Raw genomic sequence first — 25,817 nt, 5'->3', positions numbered from 1 at the left:
CGTGTGCGTCACCCGTAGGCGCCGACCAGGGCGTCGATCGCCGGACCCAGATACGCCCGGGTCAGCTCCGCCCGGCGGGCGGGCCAGTCCGCGGACGCCGGAGCCGGGACCTCGTCGTAGCGCCGGCGGGCGATGTCCGCGACGACCTCGGCCGGCGCGCCGAGCGACGCCAGCTCGGTCAGCGCCTCCCGCTTCGGGATCAGCCGCCCGTCGCGCAGGGTCACGGTGGCCCGGGCGAAGGTCAGCAGGCCCGCGTCGACCCAGATGTCCCGTGTCCACAGCCGGGCCCGGTCCACATGGGGCCGCCAGTACTCCCGCTGGTCCCGTACGACGAAGGCGCGCAGCTGCTCCTCCGGCACCGCCGGCAGCAGCCCGGCCGGTGTCCCGCCGTACAGCACCCGGCCGAACGCGTGCAGCTCGCGCCGGGTGACGGGGGTGACCGGCCGGCGCAGGACGCGCTGGTGCGCCCAGGTGAGATGGGACCGGTCCGGGTCGTCCAGGGTGGCCGGGGTGGGATAGCTGCAGTGCAGCTTGGCGGCGAGCGGCTCGGTGCCCAGCCCGCGGTGCAGACGCACCACCCGGCGCACCGTCCTCAGGGACACCGGCTCCGGCAGTACGGCGATCAGGTCGAGGTCGCTGCGGCCCTCCTGGTAGTCACCGCCGGCCAGTGAGCCGTGCGCCCACACCGCGAGAGGGCGCAGCGGCAGCAGTCCGTCCAGGAACCGGTCGAGCAGGGTCGGGGTCGGCATGCCCTGAGTCTGGTCGGCTCACCCGAGGCCGTAAACCCGGCGCGCGTTGTCCGCCGCGATCAGCCGGGCCACCCGCTGGGCGTCCTCCAGCGACCACGCGCCCTCGGCGACCCAGGTGCCCAGGACCCGGGCCAGGGCGTCGCGGAAGAGACGGGCGCCGACGACATGCAGCTCGGGCAGGCCATGGGCGCCGGTCGAGAAGAGGATCTTGCCGAAGGGCGCCAGTTCCAGCATCTCGGCGAGGACCGCGGCCGCACGGGCGCCGGTGCGCACCAGCGCGGCGCCGGAATCGGCGTACACATGCGGGAAGACGCCGGCCAGGTGGGCGGCGTGGCGGTGGTACGGATAGCCGTGCAGCAGGACCAGATCGGTGCCGAGGCCGGCCGTGGCCCGGACGAAGTCGGTGAGCAGCACCGGGTCGGTCCGGTCGATCCGGGAGCCGGACTCGCCGAGTCCCGCGTGCAGCTGGAGCGGGAGGCCGCAGGCCACGGCGACCCACAGCAGATGGCGGAGCAGCACGGGGTCGGTGAGCGCTCCGCCGACGCGCCGGCCGGCCAGCCAGCGGCCCGCCGCGCCGCGCACCTCTCCGGGGCCGGGGGGTTCGGGCGCGAGCGCCAGTCCGTGTCTGAGGCCGGCGACGGAGGTGAAGGCGACCGCGTTCGCGGCGGCGCCGTGCACGGACTCGGCGAGGTTGGCGAGGAAGGACTCGACGGTGCCGGAGGTGTCGGCGACCTGCTCGGCGAGCAGCTCCAGCCGGACGATCTCGCGGGCCTCGGCGTCACCGGCGGAGGCCATCTCGGCGGGGCCGGTGAGATCGCCGGGCAGGCCGGTGTCGACGAGGTAGGTGGTGATGCCGCTGCCGCGCAGCAGCCTGCGGCCCGCCTCCAGGACGCCCAGTTCGCGGCGCCGGGCCAGATAGCGGGCGGGCGCGCAGTGCGGTTCCAGGCCGAGCAGGGGCGGGCACCAGCGGCGGACGGCGAAGCCCGTCTGGGTGTCGAAGAGGGTGGTGCCCGGGGCCGGTGGTCCCTCGGTGCGGGCCAGCTGGGCCTCGAAGGTGCCGAGGCCTAGTTCCGTCCGCAGTACGCCGTGGCAGTACTGGTCCACGAGGGACGGCGTTTCGATCATCGGGACTCCCCCGTGCGGACGCTGTGCTGCCTTGCACGTCCTAACGGGTGAATCACGGTTCAGGTGGCGGCAACCCGCCAAATGGAGCCCGACCAGCCCCGGCGCACCGCCCCGGACCAGCCTGCGAGCCGCCCCGGCCGCCGGCTAGCCGCCGACCTGGATGCCGGCCATCCGCTTCCACTCGTACGCACCGGTCCGCACCTTCGCCGCGAACTCGCCGTCGAAGGACTCGTGGGTGGTGATCCCGGCCTTCTCGACGGCCTTCTGGGCGATCTCGGTGCTGGGGGCCACCAGGTCGCCCCAGCCGCCGTCCTCGCCGACGAGGACGATGCGGGCGCCGCGCCGGCCGATGTGGGCCACCTGGCCCTCCGCGCCGCCGTGCGCCTTCGCGAAGGCGCTGATCTGGTGGGCGAGCCGGGACACCTTGCGCTCGGCCCGCGCGTCAACCTGCTGCGTGTCTGCCATGACCAGGATGCTACTCACGAGTAGATCAGCTGGCGAGGGCAGCCCGCTGTGATGTGCGTCAGCGCAGGAACGGGTCCACCGCGACGGCCACGAAGAGCAGCGACACATAGGTGATGGACCAGTGGAACAGCCGCATCTCCTTCAGCTTGCCGCCCGTGACCTCGGCCTTGGCCCGGTTCTGGAGCGCGTGCGCCTCCCACAGCCACCATCCGCCCGCGGCCAGGGCGACGGCCGTGTAGAACCAGCCGGTGTAGCCGAGCGGGGTGAGCAGCAGGGAGACGGCGACCATGACCCAGCTGTAGATCACGATCTGCCGGGCCACGACCTTGTTGGAGGCGACGACCGGCAGCATCGGCACGCCCACGCGCGCGTAGTCGTCCTTGACCTTCATGGACAGCGGCCAGTAGTGCGGCGGCGTCCAGAAGAACATGACGAGGAAGAGGATGACCGGCGCCCAGGACATCGAGTTCGTCACCGAGGACCAGCCGATCAGCACCGGCATACAGCCCGCGATGCCGCCCCACACGATGTTCTGCGCCGTACGCCGCTTGAGGATCATGGTGTAGACGACGACGTAGAAGAGGAGCGCGCCGAGCGAGAGCCAGGCGCTCAGCCAGTTGACCGTGAGGCCGAAGAGCAGCGTGGAGACGATCGCGAGGGTGAAGCCGAAGGCCAGGCACTCGCGCGGGCTGACCATGCCGGTCACCAGCGGCCGCTGCGAGGTGCGGTCCATCAGGGCGTCGATGTCCCGGTCGATGTACATGTTCAGCGCGTTGGCGCCGCCCGCGGAGAGGTAGCCGCCGAGGCAGGTGAGCAGGACCAGCTTGAGGTCCGGCACCCCCTGCTGGGCCAGGAACATCACCGGCACGGTGGTGATGAGCAGCAGCTCGATGATCCGCGGCTTCGTCAGCGCCACGAACGCCTTGACACGGGCCCCGAACGGCCGGTGAACCGGGCTCTGGCTCGCACCACCGAGCACACCCGATGGACGGGATTCGACGGCCGTCACGCACACCCCTGACAGAGACATCCCAGCAAGCCTCCCGTGTGAGGTCCCGGCAAAGGCTCGCGCGTACCACGCCACTTTAGACGTTGCCCATACTCCGGCCTTCGCGGGGGTGGGTCGTGTTGATGGCGGCCCCCGGAAGGAGGGCCCGGCGGGGCCGGAACAGAAGCCTCCGAAAGCGACCCCCATAAGAGGGGACACCCCCCTCGATTGAGCGCTCAGATGACCGGCTCCGTATTCATGTGCCAAATGGCTTCTCGGCCAGTCGGCAGGCGGATCGCACAGAGTCCCGGCAGTCTGTAAACACTCGAAAAAACGCACGTCCTCACGGGGGTAGGCTCGTGCCGGTCGGCGGGCAGAAGCACGCCGGCGGCCGGGTGGGCGCACGCCCCGAAAGACCGGCGAAATGACATGTGGAGAGGAGCCCTGACCCAGGGTGAGCACCAAGCCGACCACCACAGACCTTGAGTGGACCGACCTGGACCAGCGGGCCGTGGACACCGCCCGTGTCCTGGCCGCCGACGCCGTACAGAAGGTCGGCAACGGCCATCCCGGTACGGCCATGAGCCTGGCCCCGGCCGCCTACACCCTCTTCCAGAAGGTGATGCGGCACGACCCGGCCGACCCGGACTGGGTCGGACGCGACCGCTTCGTGCTGTCCGCCGGCCACTCGTCCCTGACCCTCTACACGCAGCTCTACCTGGCCGGCTTCGGCCTGGAGCTGGACGACCTGAAGGCGTTCAGGACCTGGGGCTCCAAGACCCCCGGCCACCCGGAGTACGGGCACACCAAGGGCGTGGAGACCACCACGGGCCCGCTCGGCCAGGGTGTCGCCAACGCCGTGGGCATGGCGATGGCCGCCCGCTACGAGCGCGGTCTGTTCGACCCCGAGGCGCCGCAGGGCGAGTCCCCCTTCGACCACTTCGTCTACTGCATCGCCGGTGACGGCTGCCTCCAGGAGGGCATCGCCGCCGAGGCGTCCTCGATGGCCGGCCACCAGAAGCTGGGCAACCTGATCCTGCTGTGGGACGACAACCACATCTCGATCGAGGGCGACACCGAGACGGCCGTGTCCGAGGACACCGTCAAGCGGTACGAGGCCTACGGCTGGCACGTCCAGCGCGTGGAGCCGCAGGCCAACGGCGACCTGGACCCGAAGGCGATCTTCGCCGCGATCCAGGAGGCCAAGGCCGTCACCGACCGGCCGTCCTTCATCGCGATGCGCTCGATCATCGCCTGGCCGGCCCCGAACGCCCAGAACACCGAGGCCGCGCACGGCTCGGCGCTGGGTGACGACGAGGTCGCGGCCACCAAGCGCGTCCTCGGCTTCGACCCGGAGCAGAGCTTCCAGGTCGAGGACGAGGTCATCGCCCACACCCGGCAGGCGCTGGAGCGCGGTGCCCAGGCGAAGGCCGAGTGGGAGAAGTCCCTCCAGCTGTGGCGCGACGCCAACGCCGAGCGGGCCGCCGAGTTCGACCGGATCAGCAAGGGCGAGCTGCCCGCCGGCTGGGAGGAGAAGCTCCCGGTCTTCGAGCCGGGCAAGGGTGTCGCCACCCGTGCCGCCTCCGGCAAGGTGCTCCAGGCGCTCGGCGCGGTGATCCCCGAGCTGTGGGGCGGCTCCGCCGACCTCGCCGGGTCGAACAACACCACCATCGACAAGGACAGCTCCTTCCTGCCGAAGGGCAACCCGCTGCCGGAGGCCAACCCCTACGGCCGCACCATCCACTTCGGCATCCGCGAGCACTCCATGGGCGCCGAGATCAACGGCATCGCCCTGCACGGCAACACCCGGATCTACGGCGGCACCTTCCTGGTGTTCTCCGACTACATGCGCAACGCCGTGCGCCTGTCGGCCCTGATGCACCTGCCGGTGACGTACGTGTGGACGCACGACTCCATCGGTCTGGGCGAGGACGGCCCGACCCACCAGCCGGTGGAGCACCTGGCCTCGCTGCGCGCCATCCCGGGCCTGAACATCGTCCGCCCGGCCGACGCCAACGAGACCGCGATCGCCTGGCGCGAGATCCTGGGCCGCTGGACCAAGGAGTTCGGCAAGGGCCAGCCGCACGGTCTGGCGCTCACCCGCCAGGGCGTGCCGACGTACGAGCCCAACGAGGACGCGGCCCGTGGTGGCTATGTCCTGTTCGAGGCCGAGGGCGGCGACGCGCAGGTGATCCTGATCGCGACCGGTTCCGAGGTGCACGTGGCGGTCGAGGCGCGCGAGCAGCTCCAGGCCGACGGCGTCCCCACCCGGGTCGTGTCCATGCCGTGCGTGGAGTGGTTCGAGCAGCAGGACCGGGGGTACCGGGAGTCCGTGCTGCCGCCGTCCGTGAAGGCCCGGGTCGCCGTGGAGGCGGGTATCGGTCTGACCTGGCACAAGTACGTCGGGGACGCCGGCCGCATCGTTTCCCTGGAGCACTTCGGTGCTTCGGCCGACGGCAAGCTGCTCTTCCGCGAGTTCGGTTTCACTGCGGAGAACGTGGCTGCCAAGGCGCGGGAATCCCTCGCCGACGCCCAGCGCTGACGCTCATATACGACACGTAGGAGATGTAATTCCATGACAGACGCACTCAAGCGCCTCTCCGACGAAGGCGTCGCGATCTGGCTGGACGACCTGTCGCGCAAGCGGATCACGTCCGGCAACCTCGCCGAGCTGATCGACCAGCAGCACGTCGTGGGCGTCACCACCAACCCGACGATCTTCCAGAAGGCGATCAGCAGCGGCGACGGGTACGAGCAGCAGCTCGCGGACCTCGCCGCCCGCAAGGTCACCGTCGAAGAGGCCATCCGCATGATCACCACGGCGGACGTCCGCGACGCCGCCGACATCCTGCGGCCGGTCTTCGACGCCACGGACGGCCAGGACGGCCGGGTCTCCATCGAGGTCGACCCGCGCCTCGCCCACAACACCCGGGCGACCGTCGCCGAGGCCAAGCAGCTGGCCTGGCTGGTGGACCGCCCCAACACCCTGATCAAGATCCCGGCCACCCAGGCGGGTCTGCCGGCGATCACCGAGGTCATCGGCCTCGGCATCAGCGTCAACGTCACGCTGATCTTCTCCCTGGAGCGCTACCGCGCGGTCATGGACGCCTACCTGGCCGGTCTGGAGAAGGCCCGCGAGCGCGGCCTGGACCTGTCGCTGATCCACTCCGTGGCGTCCTTCTTCGTGTCCCGCGTGGACACCGAGATCGACAAGCGCCTGGACGGCATCGGCACCGACGAGGCCAAGGCGCTGCGCGGCAAGGCCGCCGTCGCCAACGCGCGCCTCGCCTACCAGGCGTACGAGGAGGTCTTCTCCTCGGACCGCTGGAACGCGCTGGAGAACGCGGGCGCCAACAAGCAGCGTGCGCTGTGGGCGTCGACCGGTGTGAAGGACCCGGCCTACCAGGACACGATGTACGTCACCGACCTGGTCGCGCCGAACACGGTCAACACCATGCCGGAGGCCACCCTGGAGGCCACCGCGGACCACGGCCGGATCACCGGCGACACCGTGCGCGGCACCTACGAGCAGGCCCGTGCCGACCTGGACGCGCTGGAGAAGCTCGGCATCTCCTACGACGACGTGGTGCAGGTGCTGGAGGACGAGGGCGTCGAGAAGTTCGAGGCGTCCTGGAACGACCTGCTGAAGTCGACCGAGGCGGAGCTGGAGCGCCTCGCCCCCACGGAGGGCTGAGTTGTCACCCCTCGCAGGTTCCGGAGCGAACCCGCTTCGTGACCCCGCCGACCGACGGCTCCCGCGTATCGCGGGGCCGTCGGGCCTGGTGATCTTCGGCGTCACGGGCGACCTGTCCCGCAAGAAGCTGATGCCCGCGGTGTACGACCTCGCCAACCGGGGTCTGCTGCCGCCGGGCTTCTCGCTGGTGGGCTTCGCCCGCCGCGAATGGGCGCACGAGGACTTCGCACAGGAGGTCCACGACGCCGTCAAGGCGCACGCCCGTACGCCGTTCCGTGAGGAGGTCTGGCAGCAGCTCATCCAGGGGATGCGCTTCGTCCAGGGCACCTTCGACGACGACGACGCGTTCGAGCGGCTGCGCGCCACCATCGAGGAGCTGGACAAGGCCCAGGGCACGGGCGGCAACTTCGCCTTCTACCTGTCGGTGCCGCCGCGCTCCTTCCCCGTGGTCATCCAGCAGCTGAAGAAGCACGGGCTGGCCGACCAGACCGGTGGTTCCTGGCGCCGCGCGGTGATCGAGAAGCCGTTCGGGCACGACCTGAAGTCGGCCGAGGAACTGAACAAGGTCGTGCACGAGGTGTTCGAGCCGGACCAGGTGTTCCGGATCGACCACTACCTCGGCAAGGAGACCGTCCAGAACATCCTGGCGCTGCGCTTCGCCAACACGATGTTCGAGCCGATCTGGAACCGGTCCTTCGTGGACCATGTGCAGATCACCATGGCCGAGGACATCGGCATCGGCGGCCGCGCCGGCTACTACGACGGCATCGGCGCCGCCCGTGACGTCATCCAGAACCACCTGCTCCAGCTGCTCGCGCTGACCGCCATGGAGGAGCCCGCCTCCTTCGACGCGGACGCGCTGGCCGCGGAGAAGACCAAGGTGCTCGGTGCCGTACGGCTGCCGAAGGACCTGGGTGCCTCGACCGTGCGCGGCCAGTACGCGGGCGGCTGGCAGGGCGGCGAGAAGGTCATCGGCTACCTCGAAGAGGACGGCATCGACCCGAAGTCGAAGACCGACACCTATGCCGCGATCAAGCTGGAGATCGACAACCGCCGCTGGGCGGGCGTCCCCTTCTATCTGCGCACCGGCAAGCGGCTCGGCCGCCGGGTCACCGAGATCGCGGTGGTCTTCCAGCGGGCCCCGCACTCCCCCTTCGACCACACGGCGACGGAGGAGCTGGGGCAGAACGCGATCGTGATCCGCGTCCAGCCCGACGAGGGCATCACGGTCCGCTTCGGCTCCAAGGTGCCGGGCACCTCGATGGAGATCCGGGACGTGTCCATGGACTTCGCGTACGGCGAGTCGTTCACGGAGTCCAGCCCGGAGGCGTACGAGCGGCTCATCCTGGACGTGCTGCTCGGCGACGCCAACCTCTTCCCGCGCACGGAGGAGGTCGAGCTGTCCTGGGAGATCCTCGACCCGATCGAGGACTACTGGGACAAGCACGGCAGGCCCGCCCAGTACCGGTCGGGCACCTGGGGTCCCGCCGAGGCCGACGAGATGCTCGCACGAGACGGACGGAGCTGGCGCCGGCCATGAAGATAGACCTGACCGACACCACCGCCGGAGAGATCAACAAGGCGCTCGTGCAGGGCCGCCGCGCCATCGGCACACCCGCCGTCGGCATGGTCCTGACCCTCGTCATCGTCACCGACGAGGAGAACGCCTACGACGCGCTGAAGGCCGCCAACGACGCCTCGCGCGAGCACCCCTCGCGCACGCTCGTGGTCATCAAGCGGGTCTCCCGCACCCCGCGGGACCGCACCACCTCCCGGCTGGACGCCGAGGTGCGGGTCGGCGCGGACGCGGGCACCGGCGAGACGGCCGTCCTGCGGCTGTACGGCGAGGTGGTCGACCACGCCGACTCGGTGGTGCTGCCGCTGCTGCTGCCGGACGCCCCGGTCGTGGTGTGGTGGCCGGTGAACGCGCCGCTGGACCCGGCGAACGACCCGCTGGGCGCGCTGGCCCAGCGCCGGGTCACCGACTCCTACGCCGCCGAGCAGCCGGTGCGGGAGCTGTCCGCCCGCGCCGACAGCTACACGCCCGGTGACACCGACCTGTCCTGGACGAGGATCACCCCGTGGCGTTCCATGCTCGCGGCGGCGCTCGACCAGGTCTCCTGCCAGGTCACGGCCGTCGAGGTGGAGGGCGAGGAGTTCAACCCGAGCTGTGAGCTGCTGGCGATGTGGCTCGCGGACCGGCTGGACGTGCCCGTCCGGCGCTCCCTGTCCGCGGGTCCCGGCCTCACGGCGGTCCGCATCGACACCGACTGCGGCCCGATCGTGCTGGACCGCGCGGACGGTTCGCTGGCCACGCTGTCCATCGAGGGCCAGCCGGCCCGTGCGGTGGCGCTCAAGCGGCGGGACACCGCCGAGCTGATCGCGGAGGAGCTGCGCCGGCTGGACCCGGACGACACCTACGCGTCGGCGCTGCGCTACGGCGTGAACCGGCTGAAGACGGTTCCGGAACAGGCGGCCGGGGAAGCCGCCGCGCCGGCCGCGGAGCCGGTCGCCGAGCCGGAGCCGGTCGAGGAAGCGGTCAAGGCGCCCGCGAAGAAGGCGGCGGCCAGGACCGCCAAGAAGGCACCGGCGAGAAAGGCGACGGCGAAGTGAGCACTCCGCAGCTGGTCGTCCACCGTGACAAGGAGCTGATGGCGCAGGCCGCCGCGGCCCGCCTGATCACGAAGATCGTGGACGCGCAGACCTCCCGGGGCAGCGCGTCCGTGGTCCTCACCGGCGGCCGCAACGGCAACGGCCTGCTGGCCGCGCTGGCCGCGGCGCCCGCCCGGGACGCCATCGACTGGGGCCGGCTCGACCTGTGGTGGGGCGACGAGCGCTATCTGCCCGAGGGCGACCCGGAGCGCAATGTCACCCAGGCCCGCGAGGCGCTGCTGGACGCCGTACCGCTGGATCCGGAGCGCGTGCACGCCATGCCCGCCTCCGACGGTCCGTACGGCACGGACGTCGAGGCGGCGGCCGAGGCGTACGCGGCCGAACTGGCGAAGGCGGCCGGGCCGGAGAACCACGGCTTTGTGCCCTCCTTCGACGTCCTGATGCTGGGCGTCGGCCCGGACACCCATGTGGCCTCGCTCTTCCCGGAGCTGCCGGCCGTACGGGAGACCGAGCGCACGGTGGTCGGCGTGCACGGCGCGCCCAAGCCCCCGCCGACCCGGATCTCGCTGACGCTTCCGGCGATCCGCGCGGCCCGCGAGGTCTGGCTGCTCGCGGCGGGCGAGGACAAGGCGCAGGCCGCGGCCATCGCCCTGTCGGGCGCGGGCGAGATCCAGGCCCCGGCGGCGGGCGCGTACGGCAGGCAGCGCACGCTGTGGCTGCTGGACGCGGCGGCGGCTTCCCAGCTGCCGAGGTCGCTGTACCCGCCCGCCTCGGCGTGACCGCCTGAGCAATGAACGACTGAGGTCCCCTCTCAATCGAGCTTCACAGTTTCCGCACCGAATATTCATGCAACGGTCAACTTCTGTGTAAGCTCCTGGCGCTGCATCCGCACCAGTGAGGGGGGACCTCATGCGTATACGCTTCACCCTGGCCGCCGTTGCGACGGCCGGCACGCTCGCCGTCGCCGTCGCCGCGCCGGCCCAGGCCACCGAGTACTCCTCCGCCCTGAAGATCAAGGGCGTCCAGTACGACGCGCCGGGCCGCGACTCCAACAGCTGCCGCACCGGCAACACCAGGGACGAGTACCTGACCATCAAGAACTACTCGCGCCGTACGACCGTCAACCTCAAGGGTTACGTCGTGAAGGACGCGGCGGGCAACCGGTTCACGTTCCCGTCGAACCACTACCTCCAGCCCGGCGACTATGTGAAGCTGCGCGGCGGCCACGGCACCGACTCGGACGCGCACAACGTCGTCTACCGCCAGAACTGCAACTTCCTCTGGAACAACGACAAGGACACCATCTACCTCGTCAAGCCGTCCGGCGCCCACGCGGACACGCACTCCTACACCAAGTCCCGTGACGACCGGGACGGCGACGGCTACATCTCCTTCCACGGCTGACCGGGGGCGGGCCCGGCGGGCCCGGTCATTTGACCGAGCCCGCCATCACGCCCTGGACGAAGTGCCGCTGGAAGGCGAAGAACACCACCACCGGCACGATCAGGGAGAGGAACGCGCCCGGTGCCAGGACGTCGATGTTGCTGCCGAACTGGCGGATCTGGGACTGGAGTTCCACGGTGAGCGGCTGGGCGGAGCTGTCGGCGAAGAGCAGCGCGACCAGCATGTCGTTCCAGACCCACAGGAACTGGAAGATGGCGAGCGAGGCGAGGGCCGGGCGGCCCACCGGCAGCACCAGCCGGGTGAAGATGCGCCACTCGCCGCCGCCGTCCATCCGCGCGGCCTCCAGCATCTCCTTCGGGATGTCGGCGAAGTAGTTGCGGAGCAGGAACACCGCGAAGGGGAGCCCGTAGGCCACATGGAAGAGGACGACGCCGGGGATCGTGCCGAACAGGCCGAGCGCGCCGAAGAGTTTGGCCACCGGCAGCAGACCGATCTGGACCGGCACCACCAGCAGGGCCACCACCAGCAGGAAGAGCGGCTCGCGCAGCGGGAAGTCCAGCCAGGCGAAGGCGTATCCGGCGAGCGCGGCCAGACCCACGACGAGGGCCGTGGCCGGCACCGAGATCAGCACCGTGTTCCAGAAGGCCTGGGTGATACCGGAGTTCTTCAGCAGCGCCGTGTAGTTGTCGAAGGACAGCTGCCCCGGCCCGGCCGTCCACCAGCCGCCCTTGGCGGTGTCCTCGGAGGAGCGCAGGGAGGAGACGAACAGGCCTGCCAGGGGGGTCATCCAGATCAGCCCGACCACCACCAGGAACGCCTGGACCAGCCCGTTGCCCAGGCCGCGCCGGATCGCGTTCATCGCTGACTCCTTCGGAAGCGCCGTACGTTGAAGACCATCGCGGGGACCACGAGGAGCAGCAGGAGCACACCGAGGGCGCTGCCGAGGCCCTGGTTGTCGCCGCCGCCGAACGAGACCAGCCACATCTGGGTGGCCAGCACGGTGGCGTCCTCCTGCACCGGCCCCGGCGCGATGATGTAGACGAGGTCGAAGACCTTCATCACATTGATCACGAGGGTCACGAAGACCACGGTGAGCACGGGCGCGAGCAGCGGGACGGTGATCCGCCGGAAGATCTGCCACTCGTTCGCGCCGTCCATCCGCGCCGCCTCCAGCGCGTCCCGCGGAAGGGTCGACAGCCCGGCGCCGATCAGCACCATCGCGAAGCCCGTCCAGATCCACAGGTAGGCGCCGATGATCGCCGGGGTGACCAGGGTCGGGCCGAGCCAGGAGACGCCTTGGTAGGGCTGGGCGAAGTTGGCTGCCGGGAGTCTCACCGTGTACCGGCCCGGGTGCAGGCCGGGGAAGCGGAAGGAGCCGTCGGCGGCGGTGGTGGTGGTGCTCGCGGCCGTGCTGCCGTCGCGCACCGCCTGGACCGTCACCCCGGGCAGTCCGCTCTCCTTCGGGTCGACCCTGCCCGGCCGGCCTTTGCCGCCGGGGGTGAAGTCCAGGTAGACGACACCGCGCAGTTCGCCGGGGGCGGCCGTGCGGGCCGCCGCCGGGCGGGCGGGGGCGGCGTTCTTCGGCAGGTCCTTGGGCAGGACGCCGACCAGCGGGAGCGTGACGGTCCGGCCCGGTGCCGCGGCCGTACGGTACGAGCCGTCCGCGTCCCGGGTCAGCAGTCCCTCGCGGCCGCGGGCCGTCGGGTAGGCCGGGGTGCCGTGGAAGGCGTCGTGCACGGAGACGACGGCCGCGTTCAGGACGCCCTTGTCCGGGTCCTCGTCGTAGGCGAGCCGGAAGATGATGCCGGCGGCGAGGAAGGACACGGCCATCGGCATGAAGAGCAGCAGCTTGAAGGCGGTGGCCCAGCGGACCTTCTCCACCAGCACGGCCAGCACCAGGCCGAGGAAGGTGAGCAGGGCCGGGGCCACGACCACCCAGATCGTGGTGTTCCGGATGGCCGTCAGGGTCGCCGGGTCACGGAACATCTCCGTGTAGTTGTCGCCGCCGACGAACCGGGTGCCGGAGGCGTCGAAGAAGCTGCGGCCGACGGAGAACAGCACCGGGTAGACGACGAGCGCGCCGAGCAGGAGCAGCGCGGGGAAGACGAAGAGCAGGGCGATCAGCCGGGCGCGCCGCCGGCCGCGGCGCGCGGGCGCCGGGCCGGCGGCGGGCCGTGGGCCCGCCTGCTGTTTCACGAGTGCGGTGGCGGTCATGGGGTCGGCCGCTCAGTCCTGGTAGGCCTTGGCCGCCGCGGACTCCAGCTTCGCCGCGGTCGCCTTGGGGTCGGACGGGTCGCGCAGGAAGTCCTGGAGCAGCTTCCACTCCCCCGCGCCCTTGGTGCCACCGAAGGCGGCGGGCGCCTGGTCGGACATGTCGAAGCGGACCGAGTCGCCGGCGGAGACCAGGGACCTGGCGGTGGCGCGGGTGACGTCGTCGGCGTACGCCGTGAGGCCGAGCTTCTTGTTGGGGGACAGGAAGCCGCCCGCCTTCGCCCATACGGCCGCGGCCTCGGGCGTGGCCAGGTACTCGAGGAGCTTCATCCCGGCCGTGGCGTTCTTGCCGTCCTTGAGGACGACCGCCGCGTCACCGCCGCTGACCACCGGTGCCGTGCCGCCGTCGACGGCGGGGAACGGGAAGAAGTCCGCGTCCTTGCCGATGGTCCTGCCGAACTGGTCGTGCGCGACGCCGGCCACGAAGTCGCCCTCGAAGACCATGCCGGCCTCGGGCTTGGGCCCGAACACCTTCTCCACCGAGCCGGGGAAGTCGGTGTTCAGGGCCTCCTTCTGGCCGCCCGCGATCAGCTGCTTGTCCTTGAACAGCTTGCCGAGCGTCCCCAGCGCCTTGACCACGCTCGCGTCGGTCCACTTCAGCTTGTGGGCGGCGAGGGCGTCGTACTTCTGCGGACCGGCCTGGGAGAGGTAGACGTTCTCGAACCAGTCGGTGAGCGTCCAGCCGTCCTCGCCGCCGACCGCGAAGGCGGCGAGCCCGGAGTCGGAGACGGTGTGCCCGTCCTTAAGCATCTCGTCGTACGTCTTCGGCGGCTTGACCCCGGCCTGGGTGAGGGCCTCGGGGCTGTACCAGACGGTGGACTTGTGGGCGGCCTTGAAGTAGAGGCCGTACAGGGTGCCGTCGACGCTGCCGTACTTCTTCCACACGGGGGCGTAGTCGGCGGTGACCGTCGCTCGCGCGGCCGGGGACAGCGGCTTCAGCCAGCCCTTCTTCGCGAACTGCTGGAGCACGCCGACCTGCGGGACCATCACGACGTCGGGCGCGTTGCCGCCCTCGATCTTGCTGCCGACGACGGTGGAGACGTTGTCGCCGGTGGACACGAACTGGGTCTTGGCGCCGGTCTTCGCGGTGAACGCGTCCAGCACCTTCTGGAAGTTCTTCTGCTCGGCCCCGGACCAGACACCGGCCACGGTGACGGTCTGGCCGCTGAGCGCCTTGTCCCCGCCGCCGGCCGAGACGGGTCCGCCGCCGCAGGCGGTGGCGCCGAGGGCGAGGGTGAGGGCGGTACAGCTGGTGAGCAGGGTGGTACGGCGTCGCATCATCGTCGATGTCCCTTCGAGAACCGGTTGTTCAGAGGTCGCTGAGCCACCAGGCCGCCGTGGAGCCGGGCAGGACGCCGGGCGGGCAGGGGCCGCTGGAGAGCAGGGGGGTGCCGGAGACCGGCGCGGGGGTGGGTGCGGTGGTGAAGTTGACGGCGCAGACCAGGCCGTCGCCCCGGACGAAGGCGAGCACACCGGGCGGGGTGTCCAGCCAGTGCAGTGAGCCCTCGCCCAGCTGGGGCAGTTGCCTGCGCAGGTGCAGGCCCTCCCGGTACAGGTGCCAGAAGGAGCGGGTGTCGGCGAGCGCGCGGTCGGTGGCGTACTCGGCGAAGTAGTCGGGCTGCGGCAGCCAGGGCTTGGCGCCCTCGGCGCCGGAGGTGAAGCCGAACGGGGAGGCCTGTCCGGACCAGGGCAGCGGCACCCGGCAGCCGTCGCGGATCCGGGCGCGGCTGCCGGTGCGGCGGAAGATCGGGTCGGTGAGGACGTCGTCGGGCAGGTCGACGACCTCGGGCAGGCCCAGCTCCTCGCCCTGGTAGATGTACGCGGCTCCGGGCAGCGCCAGCATCAGCAGCGCGGCGGCGCGGGCGCGGGCGGCGCCGAGGCCGCTGCCGTGCGGGGCGGGTTCCCCGTAGCGGGTGACGGTGCGGACCTGGTCGTGGTTGTTGAGGACCCAGGTGACGGTGGAGCCGGTGCCCGCGATGTCCTGCATGGCCTCGGAGACGACCTTGCGGAAGGCGTCGGCGTCCCAGGGGGCGCCGAGCAGGTCGAAGAAGAAGGCCTGGTGGAGTTCGTCGGGGCGGACGTAGAGGGCGTGTTCGCGGGCGGTGGGCACGGAGACCTCGCCGACCAGGAGCCGCTCCCGGCCGTCGTGGGCCGTGTATTCCTCGCATATCGCGCGCCACCGCCGCCATATGCCGTGCACCTCGGGCTGGTTCCAGGCGAGCGGGTTGACCGAGTCGCGGGTGCGGGCGTCGGCCTCCGGGTCGTCGGAGTCGGGCAGCTCGGGGTGTTTGAACAGTCCGGCGGCGACGTCGATGCGGAAGCCGTCGACTCCGCGGTCGAGCCAGAAGCGCAGCACGCGGTCGAACTCCGCGGTGACGGCGGGCTCGCGCCAGTTCCAGTCGGGCTGTTCGGGGGTGAACATGTGCAGGTACCACTGGCCGTCGTCGACCCTGCTCCAGGCGGGGCCGCCGAACATCGCGTGCCAGTTGTTGGGCGGCTGCGATCCGTCCGGGCCGCGGCCGTCGGCGAAGTGGAAGCGGGCGCGGGCCGGGCTGCCGGGCTCGCTCGCCAGCGCCTCCCGGAACCACGGGTGCTCGCTGGAGCAGTGGTTGGGGACGATGTCGAGGAGGACCTTGATGCCGAGCCGGTGGGCGGCCGCCATCAGCAGGTCGAACTCGGCGAGGTCGCCGAAGAGCGGGTCGACGTCGCAGTAGTCGGCCACGTCGTAGCCGTGGTCGGCCTGCGGCGAGGGGTAGAACGGGCTCAGCCAGATGCCGTCGACGCCGAGCTTCTTCAGATACGGCAGCCCCGCGCGGACCCCGGCGAGATCGCCGACGCCGTCGCCGGTGCTGTCCAGAAAGCTGCGGACATAGACCTGGTAGATCACCGCGTCGCGCCACCAGCCGTACTTACTCAACATGCATGCATGTTAGGTAGGCGTGTCGCAGAGGTGTCAATGAAAAGAACGGAAGCTACTGCGGAGTTGGGGTGGCAAAGCAGGGGATATTAGGACACTCTGAAGCCAGATGAGATGTCCGCGTTACTTAACAAGTAACTAGAAGAGGTCAGCGGTGGGTGATCGCGTCCAGCTCGTGCGCCAGTCGTCGCACCGCCTGCTCGGGCGTCTGCCGGCCGGTCAGGGCGCCGTACACCACCGCCTGCACCACCAGGCTGACCTGGTCGTAGTGCGCGCTCTTCGGACGCGGCGCGGCGGTGAGCACGGCGGTGCGCAGGGTCGGCAGATAGGGGAACCGCCGGATCAGCCCGGCGTCCTGGTAGAGCGCGGCACGTACGGGAGGCAGCGCGCCCCGGACGAGCACCTGGCGCTGGACCGGTGCGCTGGTGAGGTAGGCGATCAGCCGCGCGGCCGAATCGGGGTGCCGCGCATGGGAGTTGACCGCCAGGTTGGAGCCCCCGAGGACGCTCGTCCCCGGCCCGTCGGGTCCGGGCAGCGGTACGGCGCCGATCTTCCCGGCGACCTCGGAGCCCCGGGCGGAGGCGACCGCGTAGGCGTAGGGCCAGTTGCGCAGGAAGAGCAGCCTGCCGTCCTGGAAGGCCTGTTTGGACTCCTCCTCCTTGTACGTCAGCGCCTGCTTCGGTATCCAGCCCTCGCGCAGCCCCCGGGCGAGGAAGCCGATGCCCTCGCGGGCGGCCGCCGAGTCGACGGTGACCCGGGTGCCCTCGTCGCCGAGGATCGTGCCGCCCGCCGAGTAGACGGCCTCGGCCGCGTTGACGGTGAGGCCCTCGTAGGGCAGGAACTGGCCCGCGTAGCCGCCGAGGTGGTACTTCGGCGCGATCGTCCGCGCGTCGTGCTCCAGCTCGGCCCAGGTGCGCGGCGGGGGCACGCCCTCCTTGGCGAGGATGTCCTTGCGGTAGAGGAGAAGGCCGGCGTTGGTGACGTACGGGACCGCGTACAGCCGTCCCTCGTAGGTCGCCGTGTCCACCACCGGCGGCAGGAAGCTGCGCAGCGGGAAGCGGCTGCGGGGCAGCGGGCGGATCCAGCCGGCCGCCGCGAACTCGGAGGTCCAGTTGACGTCGATGTTGAGGACGTCGAAGCGGCCCCGGTCGCCGCCGCGCAGATCGGTGGTCATCTGCGCATGGGTCTCGTCGGCGGAGTCCGGCAGCTCGACGAGCGTGACCTTCTCGCCGGGATGGGTGCGGTTCCAGCCCTGGAGCAGCGGTCCGAGATAACCGGTGAGATCGCCTGCGGTGGCCAGGGTCAGCGGGCCGCGCCCGCTGTGCGCGCCCCCGTCGGACCGGACCCCGGAGGCGACGTACCCGGTGACGATCACCACGAGAACGAGGAGGCCCCTACCGGCGGCGCGTATCCACCGCATAGGTTCCTCCTTGCACACGTACACACGGCTCCGGGCGCCCTCGCCGGGAGTCAGAGGCCATGTATACCTGTTAGGTATGGGCGATACTAGGGTCTGGAGCACATTGTGAGGGGACAGGAGGACAGTACGCGTGCGCCTGGCTCTCCTGGCACTCCTGGCCCGCGGCCCGGCCCACGGCTATGAGCTGAAGCAGGACCTTGAGCAACTGCTGGGCTCCGCGTACCCTCAGCCGAACGTCGGCCAGATCTACGTCACCCTCGGCCGCCTGGAGAAGTCCGGGCTGATCGAGGGCGAGGACGTCGAGCAGTCCAGCCGGCCCAACAAGAAGGTCTACCACCTCACCGACGCCGGGCGGGAGGCGCTGCACGTCTGGTTCGAGGAGACCGAGGACGAGCCGCGGGTACGGGACGAGTTCTTCATGAAGCTCGCCCTCGCCCCGCAGACCGGTCTCGCCGACCAGATCACCCTCATCAACAGGCAGCGGCGCCAGTACCTGAACACCATGCGCAGCCTGTCGAAACTGGCCGCGGCCGAGGACCGGGACAACAGAATCGCCCATCTGCTGATCGAGGGCGCGATGCTGCACCTGCAAGCCGACCTCGACTGGCTGGAGCGGTGCCAGGAGGAACTGGAATGAGCGAGGACAGTGTTCCGGTGCTGCGCGCCGAGGGGCTGGTCAAGACCCATCACGGCGAGGGCGCGCCCGCGCATGCCGTCCGCGGGGTCGACCTGAGCGTGGCCCGGGGCGAGTTCGTGGCGATCACCGGCCCGTCCGGCGCCGGGAAGTCGACCCTGCTGCACCTGCTGGGCGGGCTGCAACGGCCGGACGAGGGCAGCATCTGGCTGGACGGCCGGTGCACCGACTCCTTCGGTGAGGCCCGCTGGGCAGTGGAGCGGCGCAGGGCCATCGGCATCGTCTTCCAGTTCTTCAACCTGGTGTCCAACCTGTCCGTCGCCGACAACGTCGAACTGCCCGCCCTGCTCGCCGGGGTGCCGCCGAAGCAGGCCCGGGCCGAGCGCGAGGCGCTCCTGGCCGAGCTGGGCCTCGCGGGCAAGGAGCGCAGCATGCCGGGCGAGCTGTCCGGCGGTGAGCAGCAGCGGGTCGCCCTCGCCCGGGCCCTGGTCAACCATCCGCCGCTGCTGCTGGCGGACGAACCCGCCGGGAGCCTGGACAGCAAGGGCACCCGCGAGGTGATGCGGCTGCTGTCCCGCTTCCACGGGCGCGGCCAGACGATCGTCCTGGTCACGCATGACGCCCGGCTGGCGAGCGCGGCCGACCGGGTGATCAGCTTCTTCGACGGCCGGATCGCGGACGACGCCGCGCTGGACACCGCCCCGCCGCCCCGCCGCGGTGGCATCTCCGGTGTGCTGGAACTGAGGGACTGACCATGCCGGACCCGAGGGACTGACCGTGCTGGATCTGAGGGACGTTCGGGCCACCCTGCGCTGGGCCCACTCCGATCTGCGCACCCACCGCGGCGAGGCGCTGTTCCTGGTGCTGGCCACCGCCGGCATCGTCGTCTCGCTGCTGCTGGCCACCGCCCTGTTCGGCTATGCCACCAACCCCTGGCAGCGCACCTTCGCCGCGGCGCGCGGGGCGCATGTCTGGCTGCACACCGTGCCGGCCGCGGACGCCGGCCGGCTCGCCCGGCTGGACGGCGTCACCGCCGTCGCCGGTCCCTACCGCACCGAGTCCGTCACCGTCGCCGTACGCGGCACCCGTGCCTCCGTGGAGCTGCGCGGCACCCCCCGCCCGCCCGCCGTGGGCCGGCCGCTGCTCACCAGCGGGCACTGGCTGGACCCGGCCCGGCCGGACGGGGTCGTGCTGGAGAGCAGCCTGGCCCGCGCCCTGCTGGCCGAACCCGGCGACACCCTCAGCCTGCCCGGCACCGCCCGCACCCTGACCGTCGAGGGCGTCGCCGACAGCGCCGAGGCCCCCTACAGTCCGGGCGAGCAGCCGGGCCTGGTCTGGGCGCTGCCCTCCGCGGTGCGGGCACCCGGCGGCCAGGTCATCGGGCTGCGGCTCGGCGATCCGGCCGACACCGACTACGCGGTGCAGCGCGCCGTCACCGCGCTGGGCGCGGGCGCGGTCGGCGAGGTGTCCACCTGGCAGCAGGCGCGCGCCGCGGCCCAGGGCGACAACCGGCTGCTGGGCCAGGTGCTCGGCCTGTTCGGGCTGGGCGCGCTGATCGCCGCCGGTCTCGCGGTGCACGGGGCGATCGCCACCCGGATCCGCGGACACCTGCGGGACCTGTCGGTGCTGAAGGCGATCGGCTTCACCCCCGGCCAGGTCGTCCGGGTCTTCCTGCTCCAGCACCTCGCCTACGCCCTGCTCGGCGCCCTGGCCGCCGCCGCGCTCACCGAGACACTGGGCAGCCGGATCCCCGGGCGGCTCGGCGACGCGGTGGGCGTGTGGCAGGGGCTGCCCGGGCACACCGTGGCACTGTGCGCGGTGCCCGTGGCCGCGGTGCTCTTCATCGGCCTGACCACGGGCCTCGCGGCCTGGCGGGCGGGACGGGTGCCGCCGGTTCCGGTGCCGCGCCCCGACGCGCCGGCGGGCGGACGGCTCTCCGGTCCGGCCCGGCGGGCGCTGGGGCTGCGGCTGCCGGCCGCGCTGGTCCTCGGCTGCCACAAGCTGTGCGCGGGGCGCGGCCGGTCGCTGGCCACGGTGGCCCGGCTGACGCTGCCGCTGCTGCTGATCGTGGTGGCGCTCAGCGCCTGGACCACGATCGACCGCTTCCACAGCAGCCCGGACCGGGTCGGGCTGCCCACCTCCCTCACCGTCCGCTCGGACGGGCGACCGGACACCGTCCGCGCCCTGCTGGCACACGACTCCCGGGTGGCCGCCGCCTATCCGGGCGTCGAGCTGGCCGCGCTGGTCCCCGGGCAGACCGGGACCATCGCGCTGCGCGGCCTCGGCACCGACGCCCGGCCCTACCCCTGCGCCCTCGCCGAGGGCCGCGCCGCCCACGGGCCGGACGAGGCGGTGGCCGGGCAGGGCCTGCTGGACCTGCTGCACGCGCGGGTCGGCGACTGGGTGCGGCTGACGGTCGGCGACCGGCCGCAGATCCTGCACATCGTCGGCCGCAGCATCGAACCGCAGAACGCCGGCCGGGTCGTCACGGCCTCCCTGGACACCCTCCGGGAGAACGCCCCGGGGCTCGCTCCCGCCTTCTACCAGCTGCGGCTGCGGCCCGGCGCCGACCCGCACCGGGTGGCCGCCGCGCTCACCGCGGCCGGTCACGGCCGTCTGGACGTGCACACCGTGACCAATCCGGCCGACGGACTGTCCCCGCTGCGCGGAGTCGTCGCCGGACTGATCGCCGTACTGGCCCTGATCGGGCTGGTGGAGCTGCTGACCGCGATCGGCGGCAGCGTCCGCGAAGGCGAGCGGGACCTGCTCGCGCTCAGGGCGATCGGCATGTCCCCACGCCAGATCACCGCGATCACCGTCACGGCCACGGGCGGTACGGCGCTGGCCGCGATGCTTCTCGCCACCGCTCTGGGGCTGCCGCTGGCCCACCGGCTGATCGACGCCCAGGGCGCCTCCAGCGGCATCGGCGCGGGGATCGCCCAGTCCCCGCCGGCCGGGCTGCTGCTTCTGCTGGGCTCGGCGGCCGTCCTGGGCGCGGCCGCGCTCGCCGCCCTGCCCGCGGCCCGAGCGGCCCGCCGCCGCCTGGCGGACACGCTGAGCGCGGTGGCCTGAGCGGCGGTGGGCTGAGGGCGGCGGCCTGGGCCGCCGGGCGTCAACGGCCGTAGGGATGAGCGCTGTTGTACGACCCGTAGCCGCTGTTGTACGGCGTCTGGCGCGGGGTGCGCAGCGACGGGTGGGCGGCCAGCCGGATGCCATGCCTCCGCTTGAGCCGAGCCATCTCGTACAGCGCGATGGCCGTGACCGTGACCGGGGCGCCGAGGATGAACACGATGCCCAGCCTCAGTCCGAGACCGTGCAGATCACCGGTGAGCAGATCGGGCAGGGCCATCAGCCAGCTGGTGACGATGGCGAGCAGCGGCGGCAGACAGCGGTGCACGGCCGCCGTGCCGAAGAAGTTGCCGGTGATCCGCAGGGCTCCGGCGCCGACGAACCAGACCAGCCACAGCGTCAGCACACCCACCGGGATCACCAGCAGTCCCCCGCTCAGCGCGGTGCCGTTCTGGAGCAGCAGGAGGGTCACGACGGCCGAGCCGACGAAGGTCACCAGCAGGCCCAGCGCCCGCAGCAGTGCCGGCCGCAGCGGGCGCAGGCTTCCGCCGCGCCGCCAGACCCAGAGCATCACCCCGACCGTGAGCGGGGTGACGACCAGCAGGACGAGCGAGGCGATCAGCAGGTTCTCCAGCATCTCCTGGGGAGCGAAGCCGCCCTCCACGAAGGTGTAGACACCCACCGCTGCGACGGTGCCGGCGGCGACGCGGATCCGCTTGAGCTGCTCGACCGCCGGATCCAGCGGCTCGGGTATCCATCCCGGATGGAACACCGCCGAGGCCGCGTGATGCGCCTTCAGATAGTTCCGGCCGGCCGGACCGGACCCCGTACGTCTCCCCCGCCCACGGGCCACCGCACACTCCCCCGCGTCATGACTCACATGATCATCGGGAGTGTACGGGAGCCGGGCGGTGTGCGCCGCGCCCGGCTCCCGCGGTCCTGGGTCAGCTACGGCCGCGCAGTTCCCGGTACTTGGCGACCAGCGCCGTGGTCGACGCGTCGAGGCCTGCCACCTCCGCCCCCTCGGTCAGCGCCGGCTCGACCCGCTTGGCCAGCACCTTGCCCAGCTCCACGCCCCACTGGTCGAAGGAGTCGATGTTCCACACCGCGCCCTGCACGAACACCTTGTGCTCGTAGAGCGCGACCAGCTGGCCGAGCACGGACGGGGTGAGCTCCTTCGCCAGGATGGTGGTCGTCGGGCGGTTCCCCTGGAACGTCTTGTGCGGGACCAGCTCCTCCGGCACCCCCTCCGCGCGGACCTCGTCGGCGGTCTTTCCGAAGGCGAGCGCCTGGGTCTGGGCGAAGAAGTTGGCCATCAGCAGGTCGTGCTGCGCCTTGAGTTCCCCGCTCAGCTCGGCCACCGGCTCGGCGAAGCCGATGAAGTCGGCCGGGATCAGCTTGGTGCCCTGGTGGATCAACTGGTAGTAGGCGTGCTGGCCGTTGGTGCCCGGGGTGCCCCACACGACCGGCCCGGTCTGCCAGTCGGCCTGCCTGCCGTCCCGTGCTACGTACTTGCCGTTGGACTCCATGTCCAGCTGCTGGAGGTAGGCCGTGAACTTGGACAGGTAGTGGCTGTACGGCAGCACCGCGTGCGACTGGGCGTCGTGGAAGTTGCCGTACCAGATGCCCAGCAGGCCCAGCAGCAGCGGGGCGTTGGCCTCGGCCGGGGCGGTGCGGAAGTGGTCGTCGACGATCCGGAAGCCGTCGAGCATCTCCCGGAACCGGTCCGGCCCGATGGCGATCATCAGGGACAGGCCGATCGCGGAGTCGTACGAGTAGCGGCCGCCGACCCAGTCCCAGAACTCGAACATGTTGGCCGTGTCGATCCCGAACTCGGCGACCTTCTCGGCGTTGGTCGACAGTGCCACGAAGTGCCGGGCGACCGCGGCCTGGTCACCGAGCGCGTCCAGCAGCCACTTCCGGGCGGAGGTCGCGTTGGTGATGGTCTCGATGGTGGTGAAGGTCTTGGACGCGATGATGAACAGCGTCTCGGCCGGGTCCAGGTCGCGGGTGGCCTCGTGCAGGTCGGCGCCGTCCACGTTGGAGACGAAACGGACCGTCAGCTCGCGGTCGGTGAAGCTGCGCAGCACCTCGTAGGCCATCGCGGGGCCGAGGTCGGAGCCGCCGATGCCGATGTTGACGACGTTCCTGATGCGCTTGCCGGTGTGGCCGGTCCAGGCGCCGGTGCGGACCCGGTCGGCGAAGTCGCTCATCCTGTCCAGCACCGCGTGCACCTTCGGTACGACGTTCTCGCCGTCGACCTCGATCACCGCGTCCCGCGCGGCACGCAGCGCGGTGTGCAGCACCGCCCGGTCCTCGGTGACATTGATCTTCTCACCGCGGAACATGGCGTCCCGCAGCCCGAACACGTCGGTCGCCGCGGCCAGCTCGCGCAGCAGCCGGAGCGTCTCCTCGGTGACCAGGTGCTTGGAGTAGTCGATGTAGAGATCGCCGACCTGGAGCGTGTACCCGCTGCCCCGTCCGGGGTCGGAGGCGAACAGCTCCCTCAGACCGGTGTCGGCCAGCTCCTCCCGGTGCTTGGCGAGCGCGGTCCACTCGGGCATCTGGTGGAGCCTGGTACGGCCGTCTGCGTTCATTTCCGACTTCAGCCTTCTTTCGTGCCTGTCCCAGCGGTTCCAACCTAATTGATCACCCCGCCGGTATCAGGGCGGTGTCAGCGGTGTCGAAGAGGCTCTGAAGGGCTGTCAGGGTGAAGGCCGGCACGGTGAGCAGCGGTCGGCCGCACGAGCCGGAATGCGACTCCGGCCCGGCACCCACAGGCGCCCGGCCGGTCTCGAACTTCTAGATCTCGCCCCGCAGTTTGGCGAGCGCCTCGGCGAGGATCGCCTCGCCGTCCGCGTCGCTGCGCCGCTCCCGTACATACGCGAGGTGCGTCTTGTAGGGCTCGGTGCGCGGCGGGGCCGGCGGATTGTCCCGGTCCTGTCCGGCCGGGAAGCCGCAGCGCGGGCAGTCCCAGGTGTCGGGGACCTGTGCGTCGCTGGCGAAGCTGGGCTGCGTCTCATGCCCGTTGGAGCACCAGAAGGAGATGCGCAGACGCGGCGCGGACTCGCCGCGCTCGGCCTCGCCCATCGGCCCCGCCCCGACCCGGCTTCCCCGGATCGCGTTGCCACTTGCCACGGTCGTAACTCCCTGCGTGATGGTGCCGCGAAGCGAGTCGGCGTTTCGCTTCGCTGCGAGCGCCTCAGTCTACGTAAGGCCCAACGCGCGTCCAGTGATTGGAGTTACAAGCCCCCGCACCTAGACGCAAGCCCCATGATAGGCCGCGCTCACGAGCGCGTACCGAACATGGGGCGTTACGTACGGAATGTGCGGATCGTCCGCGTCAGCTGTTCGTCTTCATCAGGATGCCGAGGACGATGATGCACGCGAACCACAGCACACCGATCACGATGGTGATCCGGTCAAGGTTGCGCTCGGCGACCGAGGAGCCGCCGACGGAGGACTGCATGCCGCCGCCGAACATGTCGGAGAGGCCGCCGCCCTTCCCCTTGTGCATCAAGACCAGCAGCATCAGCAGCAGGCTGAAGATGATCAGGGCGATCGAGAACCCCAAAACCACGGCTGGACCAACTTCCTCGGATTCGGATGGGACGACGGGGCCCAGCACACAGCGCTGGACCCCGCAAGGGTACGACGGATCGCGCCTACCGCATACTCACAGCTCGGATCACTGGTCGCGGAAACGCACGATCTTGACGAACTCGTCGGCGTCCAGCGAGGCGCCGCCGACCAGAGCGCCGTCGATGTCGGCCTGCGCCATGATCTCGGCGACGTTGCCCGACTTGACGGAACCGCCGTACTGGATGCGCACCTTCTCGGCCAGGTCCTGCGAGTACAGCTCCGCGAGCTTGGCGCGGATGGCGGCGCAGACCTCCTGCGCGTCCTCGGCGCCGCAGACCTTGCCGGTGCCGATGGCCCACACGGGCTCGTAGGCGATCACGACGGTCTCGGCCTGCTCCGCGGGCAGGTCCTTGAGACCGCCCTCGACCTGGGCGAGGGTGTGGGCGACGTGGTTGCCCGCCTCACGGACCTCCAGCTCCTCGCCGACGCACAGGATCGGGGTCAGGCCGTGCTTGTAGGCGGCCTTGACCTTGGCGTTGACCAGCTCGTCGGTCTCGTTGTGGTACTGGCGGCGCTCGGAGTGGCCGATGGCCACGAACGTGCACTTGAGCTTGGCCAGCATCGAGCCGGAGATCTCGCCGGTGTAGGCACCGGAGTCGTGCTGCGAGATGTCCTGGGCGCCGTACTTGATCTTGAGCTTGTCGCCGTCGACCAGGGTCTGCACGGAGCGCAGGTCGGTGAAGGGCGGCAGGACGGCGACCTCTACGGCCTCGTAGTCCTTGTCGGCCAGGGCGAAGGCGAGCTTCTGGACGTGGGCGATGGCCTCGAGGTGGTTGAGGTTCATCTTCCAGTTGCCCGCCATCAGCGGCGTGCGAGTGGTCATGCG

At 71.1% G+C, this 25,817-nt stretch carries 23 protein-coding genes; 9 read left to right on the top strand and 14 right to left on the bottom strand.

Translation table 11 applies throughout. From position 1 onward, the window contains the following. Positions 1-8 precede the first annotated feature (8 nt). The 4 genes from ACWCV9_RS26320 to ACWCV9_RS26305 all read right to left on the bottom strand — a co-directional run bounded on the left by ACWCV9_RS26320 (position 9) and on the right by ACWCV9_RS26305 (position 3,369). Complete coding sequence (locus ACWCV9_RS26320) at positions 9-749, bottom strand: nucleotidyltransferase domain-containing protein (RefSeq protein ID WP_450790111.1); 741 nt, start codon at positions 747-749, stop codon at positions 9-11. An 18-nt stretch (positions 750-767) separates the two neighbouring features. After that, positions 768-1,874 (bottom strand): amidohydrolase family protein, encoded by a 1,107-nt coding sequence (locus tag ACWCV9_RS26315; RefSeq protein ID WP_450790109.1) that lies wholly within the window; start codon positions 1,872-1,874, stop codon positions 768-770. A gap of 144 nt (positions 1,875-2,018) precedes the next feature. Beyond that, on the bottom strand, positions 2,019-2,339 hold the full coding sequence (locus tag ACWCV9_RS26310) for a hypothetical protein (protein WP_450790107.1): 321 nt from the start codon (positions 2,337-2,339) through the stop codon (positions 2,019-2,021). 58 nt (positions 2,340-2,397) lie between these two features. After that, positions 2,398-3,369: a heme o synthase gene (locus ACWCV9_RS26305; RefSeq protein ID WP_450790106.1), complete on the bottom strand. Its 972-nt coding sequence runs from the start codon at positions 3,367-3,369 to the stop codon at positions 2,398-2,400. Positions 3,370-3,781: 412 nt separating this feature from the next. On the opposite strand from ACWCV9_RS26305, the gene tkt reads away from it, so the two are divergent. The 6 genes from tkt to ACWCV9_RS26275 all read left to right on the top strand — a co-directional run bounded on the left by tkt (position 3,782) and on the right by ACWCV9_RS26275 (position 11,038). Beyond that, entirely contained in the window at positions 3,782-5,869 is a 2,088-nt protein-coding gene (tkt, locus tag ACWCV9_RS26300) for a transketolase (RefSeq protein ID WP_450790104.1), read from the top strand. 33 nt (positions 5,870-5,902) lie between these two features. After that, positions 5,903-7,021, top strand: coding sequence for a transaldolase (tal, locus tag ACWCV9_RS26295; RefSeq protein WP_450790102.1), 1,119 nt, complete (start codon positions 5,903-5,905; stop codon positions 7,019-7,021). A 1-nt stretch (position 7,022) separates the two neighbouring features. Beyond that, on the top strand, positions 7,023-8,561 hold the full coding sequence (gene zwf, locus ACWCV9_RS26290; protein WP_450790100.1) for a glucose-6-phosphate dehydrogenase: 1,539 nt from the start codon (positions 7,023-7,025) through the stop codon (positions 8,559-8,561). After that, positions 8,558-9,634: a glucose-6-phosphate dehydrogenase assembly protein OpcA gene (opcA, locus tag ACWCV9_RS26285; RefSeq protein ID WP_450790099.1), complete on the top strand. Its 1,077-nt coding sequence runs from the start codon at positions 8,558-8,560 to the stop codon at positions 9,632-9,634. The genes zwf and opcA overlap by 4 nt, the downstream gene beginning before the upstream one ends. Further along, the gene (pgl, locus tag ACWCV9_RS26280) at positions 9,631-10,413 is read left to right on the top strand and encodes a 6-phosphogluconolactonase (protein WP_450790097.1); all 783 of its coding nucleotides are present in this window, start codon (positions 9,631-9,633) and stop codon (positions 10,411-10,413) included. The genes opcA and pgl overlap by 4 nt, the downstream gene beginning before the upstream one ends. 130 nt (positions 10,414-10,543) lie before the next feature. After that, positions 10,544-11,038: a lamin tail domain-containing protein gene (locus ACWCV9_RS26275; RefSeq protein WP_450790095.1), complete on the top strand. Its 495-nt coding sequence runs from the start codon at positions 10,544-10,546 to the stop codon at positions 11,036-11,038. Between the two features lie 25 nt (positions 11,039-11,063). Here ACWCV9_RS26275 and ACWCV9_RS26270 read toward each other — a convergent pair whose 3' ends face one another. The 5 genes from ACWCV9_RS26270 to ACWCV9_RS26250 all read right to left on the bottom strand — a co-directional run bounded on the left by ACWCV9_RS26270 (position 11,064) and on the right by ACWCV9_RS26250 (position 17,646). Then, complete coding sequence (locus ACWCV9_RS26270; RefSeq protein ID WP_450790093.1) at positions 11,064-11,897, bottom strand: carbohydrate ABC transporter permease; 834 nt, start codon at positions 11,895-11,897, stop codon at positions 11,064-11,066. Then, complete coding sequence (locus ACWCV9_RS26265; protein ID WP_450790091.1) at positions 11,894-13,252, bottom strand: ABC transporter permease subunit; 1,359 nt, start codon at positions 13,250-13,252, stop codon at positions 11,894-11,896. The genes ACWCV9_RS26270 and ACWCV9_RS26265 overlap by 4 nt, the downstream gene beginning before the upstream one ends. Before the next feature lie 12 nt (positions 13,253-13,264). Continuing rightward, a complete protein-coding gene (locus ACWCV9_RS26260; protein WP_450790089.1) occupies positions 13,265-14,590 on the bottom strand; it encodes an ABC transporter substrate-binding protein in 1,326 nt (441 codons plus the stop codon). Between the two features lie 28 nt (positions 14,591-14,618). Further along, positions 14,619-16,229 carry a glycoside hydrolase family 13 protein gene (locus ACWCV9_RS26255; RefSeq protein WP_450790087.1) on the bottom strand — a complete coding sequence of 537 codons (1,611 nt, stop codon included), beginning with the start codon at positions 16,227-16,229 and terminating at the stop codon, positions 14,619-14,621. 145 nt (positions 16,230-16,374) lie between these two features. Then, positions 16,375-17,646, bottom strand: a complete 1,272-nt coding sequence (locus tag ACWCV9_RS26250; protein WP_450790085.1) for an ABC transporter substrate-binding protein — start codon at positions 17,644-17,646, stop codon at positions 16,375-16,377. Between the two features lie 130 nt (positions 17,647-17,776). On the opposite strand from ACWCV9_RS26250, the gene ACWCV9_RS26245 reads away from it, so the two are divergent. The 3 genes from ACWCV9_RS26245 to ACWCV9_RS26235 are packed head-to-tail and all read left to right on the top strand — an operon-like array spanning position 17,777 to position 21,352. Next, a complete protein-coding gene (locus tag ACWCV9_RS26245) occupies positions 17,777-18,283 on the top strand; it encodes a PadR family transcriptional regulator (RefSeq protein WP_450790083.1) in 507 nt (168 codons plus the stop codon). Continuing rightward, positions 18,280-19,032 carry an ABC transporter ATP-binding protein gene (locus tag ACWCV9_RS26240; protein ID WP_385843122.1) on the top strand — a complete coding sequence of 251 codons (753 nt, stop codon included), beginning with the start codon at positions 18,280-18,282 and terminating at the stop codon, positions 19,030-19,032. Before ACWCV9_RS26245 ends, ACWCV9_RS26240 begins: the two co-directional genes overlap by 4 nt. Before the next feature lie 25 nt (positions 19,033-19,057). Next, a complete protein-coding gene (locus ACWCV9_RS26235) occupies positions 19,058-21,352 on the top strand; it encodes an FtsX-like permease family protein (RefSeq protein ID WP_450790082.1) in 2,295 nt (764 codons plus the stop codon). 40 nt (positions 21,353-21,392) lie between these two features. Here the strand turns inward: ACWCV9_RS26235 and ACWCV9_RS26230 are convergent, their stop codons facing one another. The 5 genes from ACWCV9_RS26230 to tpiA form a co-directional block, all read right to left on the bottom strand. Next, positions 21,393-22,202: a hypothetical protein gene (locus ACWCV9_RS26230; protein WP_450790080.1), complete on the bottom strand. Its 810-nt coding sequence runs from the start codon at positions 22,200-22,202 to the stop codon at positions 21,393-21,395. A 91-nt stretch (positions 22,203-22,293) separates the two neighbouring features. Continuing rightward, entirely contained in the window at positions 22,294-23,946 is a 1,653-nt protein-coding gene (pgi, locus tag ACWCV9_RS26225) for a glucose-6-phosphate isomerase (protein WP_450790079.1), read from the bottom strand. Between the two features lie 205 nt (positions 23,947-24,151). Beyond that, positions 24,152-24,487, bottom strand: a complete 336-nt coding sequence (locus ACWCV9_RS26220; RefSeq protein ID WP_010352468.1) for an RNA polymerase-binding protein RbpA — start codon at positions 24,485-24,487, stop codon at positions 24,152-24,154. A gap of 205 nt (positions 24,488-24,692) precedes the next feature. Beyond that, positions 24,693-24,923 carry a preprotein translocase subunit SecG gene (secG, locus tag ACWCV9_RS26215; protein ID WP_385843305.1) on the bottom strand — a complete coding sequence of 77 codons (231 nt, stop codon included), beginning with the start codon at positions 24,921-24,923 and terminating at the stop codon, positions 24,693-24,695. Positions 24,924-25,037: 114 nt separating this feature from the next. Continuing rightward, a complete protein-coding gene (gene tpiA, locus ACWCV9_RS26210; RefSeq protein ID WP_450790076.1) occupies positions 25,038-25,814 on the bottom strand; it encodes a triose-phosphate isomerase in 777 nt (258 codons plus the stop codon). Positions 25,815-25,817: the final 3 nt, after the last annotated feature.

It is taken from the genome of Streptomyces sp. NPDC001606, from assembly GCF_053596835.1.
Note: the sequence above shows the minus strand (reverse complement) of the source record. Positions and strands in the feature narration are given on the sequence as shown.

What these genes read in the sequence shown, in the direction of transcription:
- ACWCV9_RS26320 (WP_450790111.1), bottom strand. Translation starts at nt 749, where the DNA reads ATGCCGACCCCGACCCTGCTCGACCGGTTCCTGGACGGACTGCTGCCG.
- ACWCV9_RS26315 (WP_450790109.1), bottom strand. Translation starts at nt 1,874, where the DNA reads ATGATCGAAACGCCGTCCCTCGTGGACCAGTACTGCCACGGCGTACTG.
- ACWCV9_RS26310 (WP_450790107.1), bottom strand. Translation starts at nt 2,339, where the DNA reads ATGGCAGACACGCAGCAGGTTGACGCGCGGGCCGAGCGCAAGGTGTCC.
- ACWCV9_RS26305 (WP_450790106.1), bottom strand. Translation starts at nt 3,369, where the DNA reads ATGTCTCTGTCAGGGGTGTGCGTGACGGCCGTCGAATCCCGTCCATCG.
- tal (WP_450790102.1), top strand. Translation starts at nt 5,903, where the DNA reads ATGACAGACGCACTCAAGCGCCTCTCCGACGAAGGCGTCGCGATCTGG.
- opcA (WP_450790099.1), top strand. Translation starts at nt 8,558, where the DNA reads ATGAAGATAGACCTGACCGACACCACCGCCGGAGAGATCAACAAGGCG.
- ACWCV9_RS26275 (WP_450790095.1), top strand. Translation starts at nt 10,544, where the DNA reads ATGCGTATACGCTTCACCCTGGCCGCCGTTGCGACGGCCGGCACGCTC.
- ACWCV9_RS26270 (WP_450790093.1), bottom strand. Translation starts at nt 11,897, where the DNA reads ATGAACGCGATCCGGCGCGGCCTGGGCAACGGGCTGGTCCAGGCGTTC.
- ACWCV9_RS26265 (WP_450790091.1), bottom strand. Translation starts at nt 13,252, where the DNA reads ATGACCGCCACCGCACTCGTGAAACAGCAGGCGGGCCCACGGCCCGCC.
- ACWCV9_RS26260 (WP_450790089.1), bottom strand. Translation starts at nt 14,590, where the DNA reads ATGATGCGACGCCGTACCACCCTGCTCACCAGCTGTACCGCCCTCACC.
- ACWCV9_RS26255 (WP_450790087.1), bottom strand. Translation starts at nt 16,229, where the DNA reads ATGTTGAGTAAGTACGGCTGGTGGCGCGACGCGGTGATCTACCAGGTC.
- ACWCV9_RS26250 (WP_450790085.1), bottom strand. Translation starts at nt 17,646, where the DNA reads ATGCGGTGGATACGCGCCGCCGGTAGGGGCCTCCTCGTTCTCGTGGTG.
- ACWCV9_RS26240 (WP_385843122.1), top strand. Translation starts at nt 18,280, where the DNA reads ATGAGCGAGGACAGTGTTCCGGTGCTGCGCGCCGAGGGGCTGGTCAAG.
- pgi (WP_450790079.1), bottom strand. Translation starts at nt 23,946, where the DNA reads ATGAACGCAGACGGCCGTACCAGGCTCCACCAGATGCCCGAGTGGACC.
- tpiA (WP_450790076.1), bottom strand. Translation starts at nt 25,814, where the DNA reads ATGACCACTCGCACGCCGCTGATGGCGGGCAACTGGAAGATGAACCTC.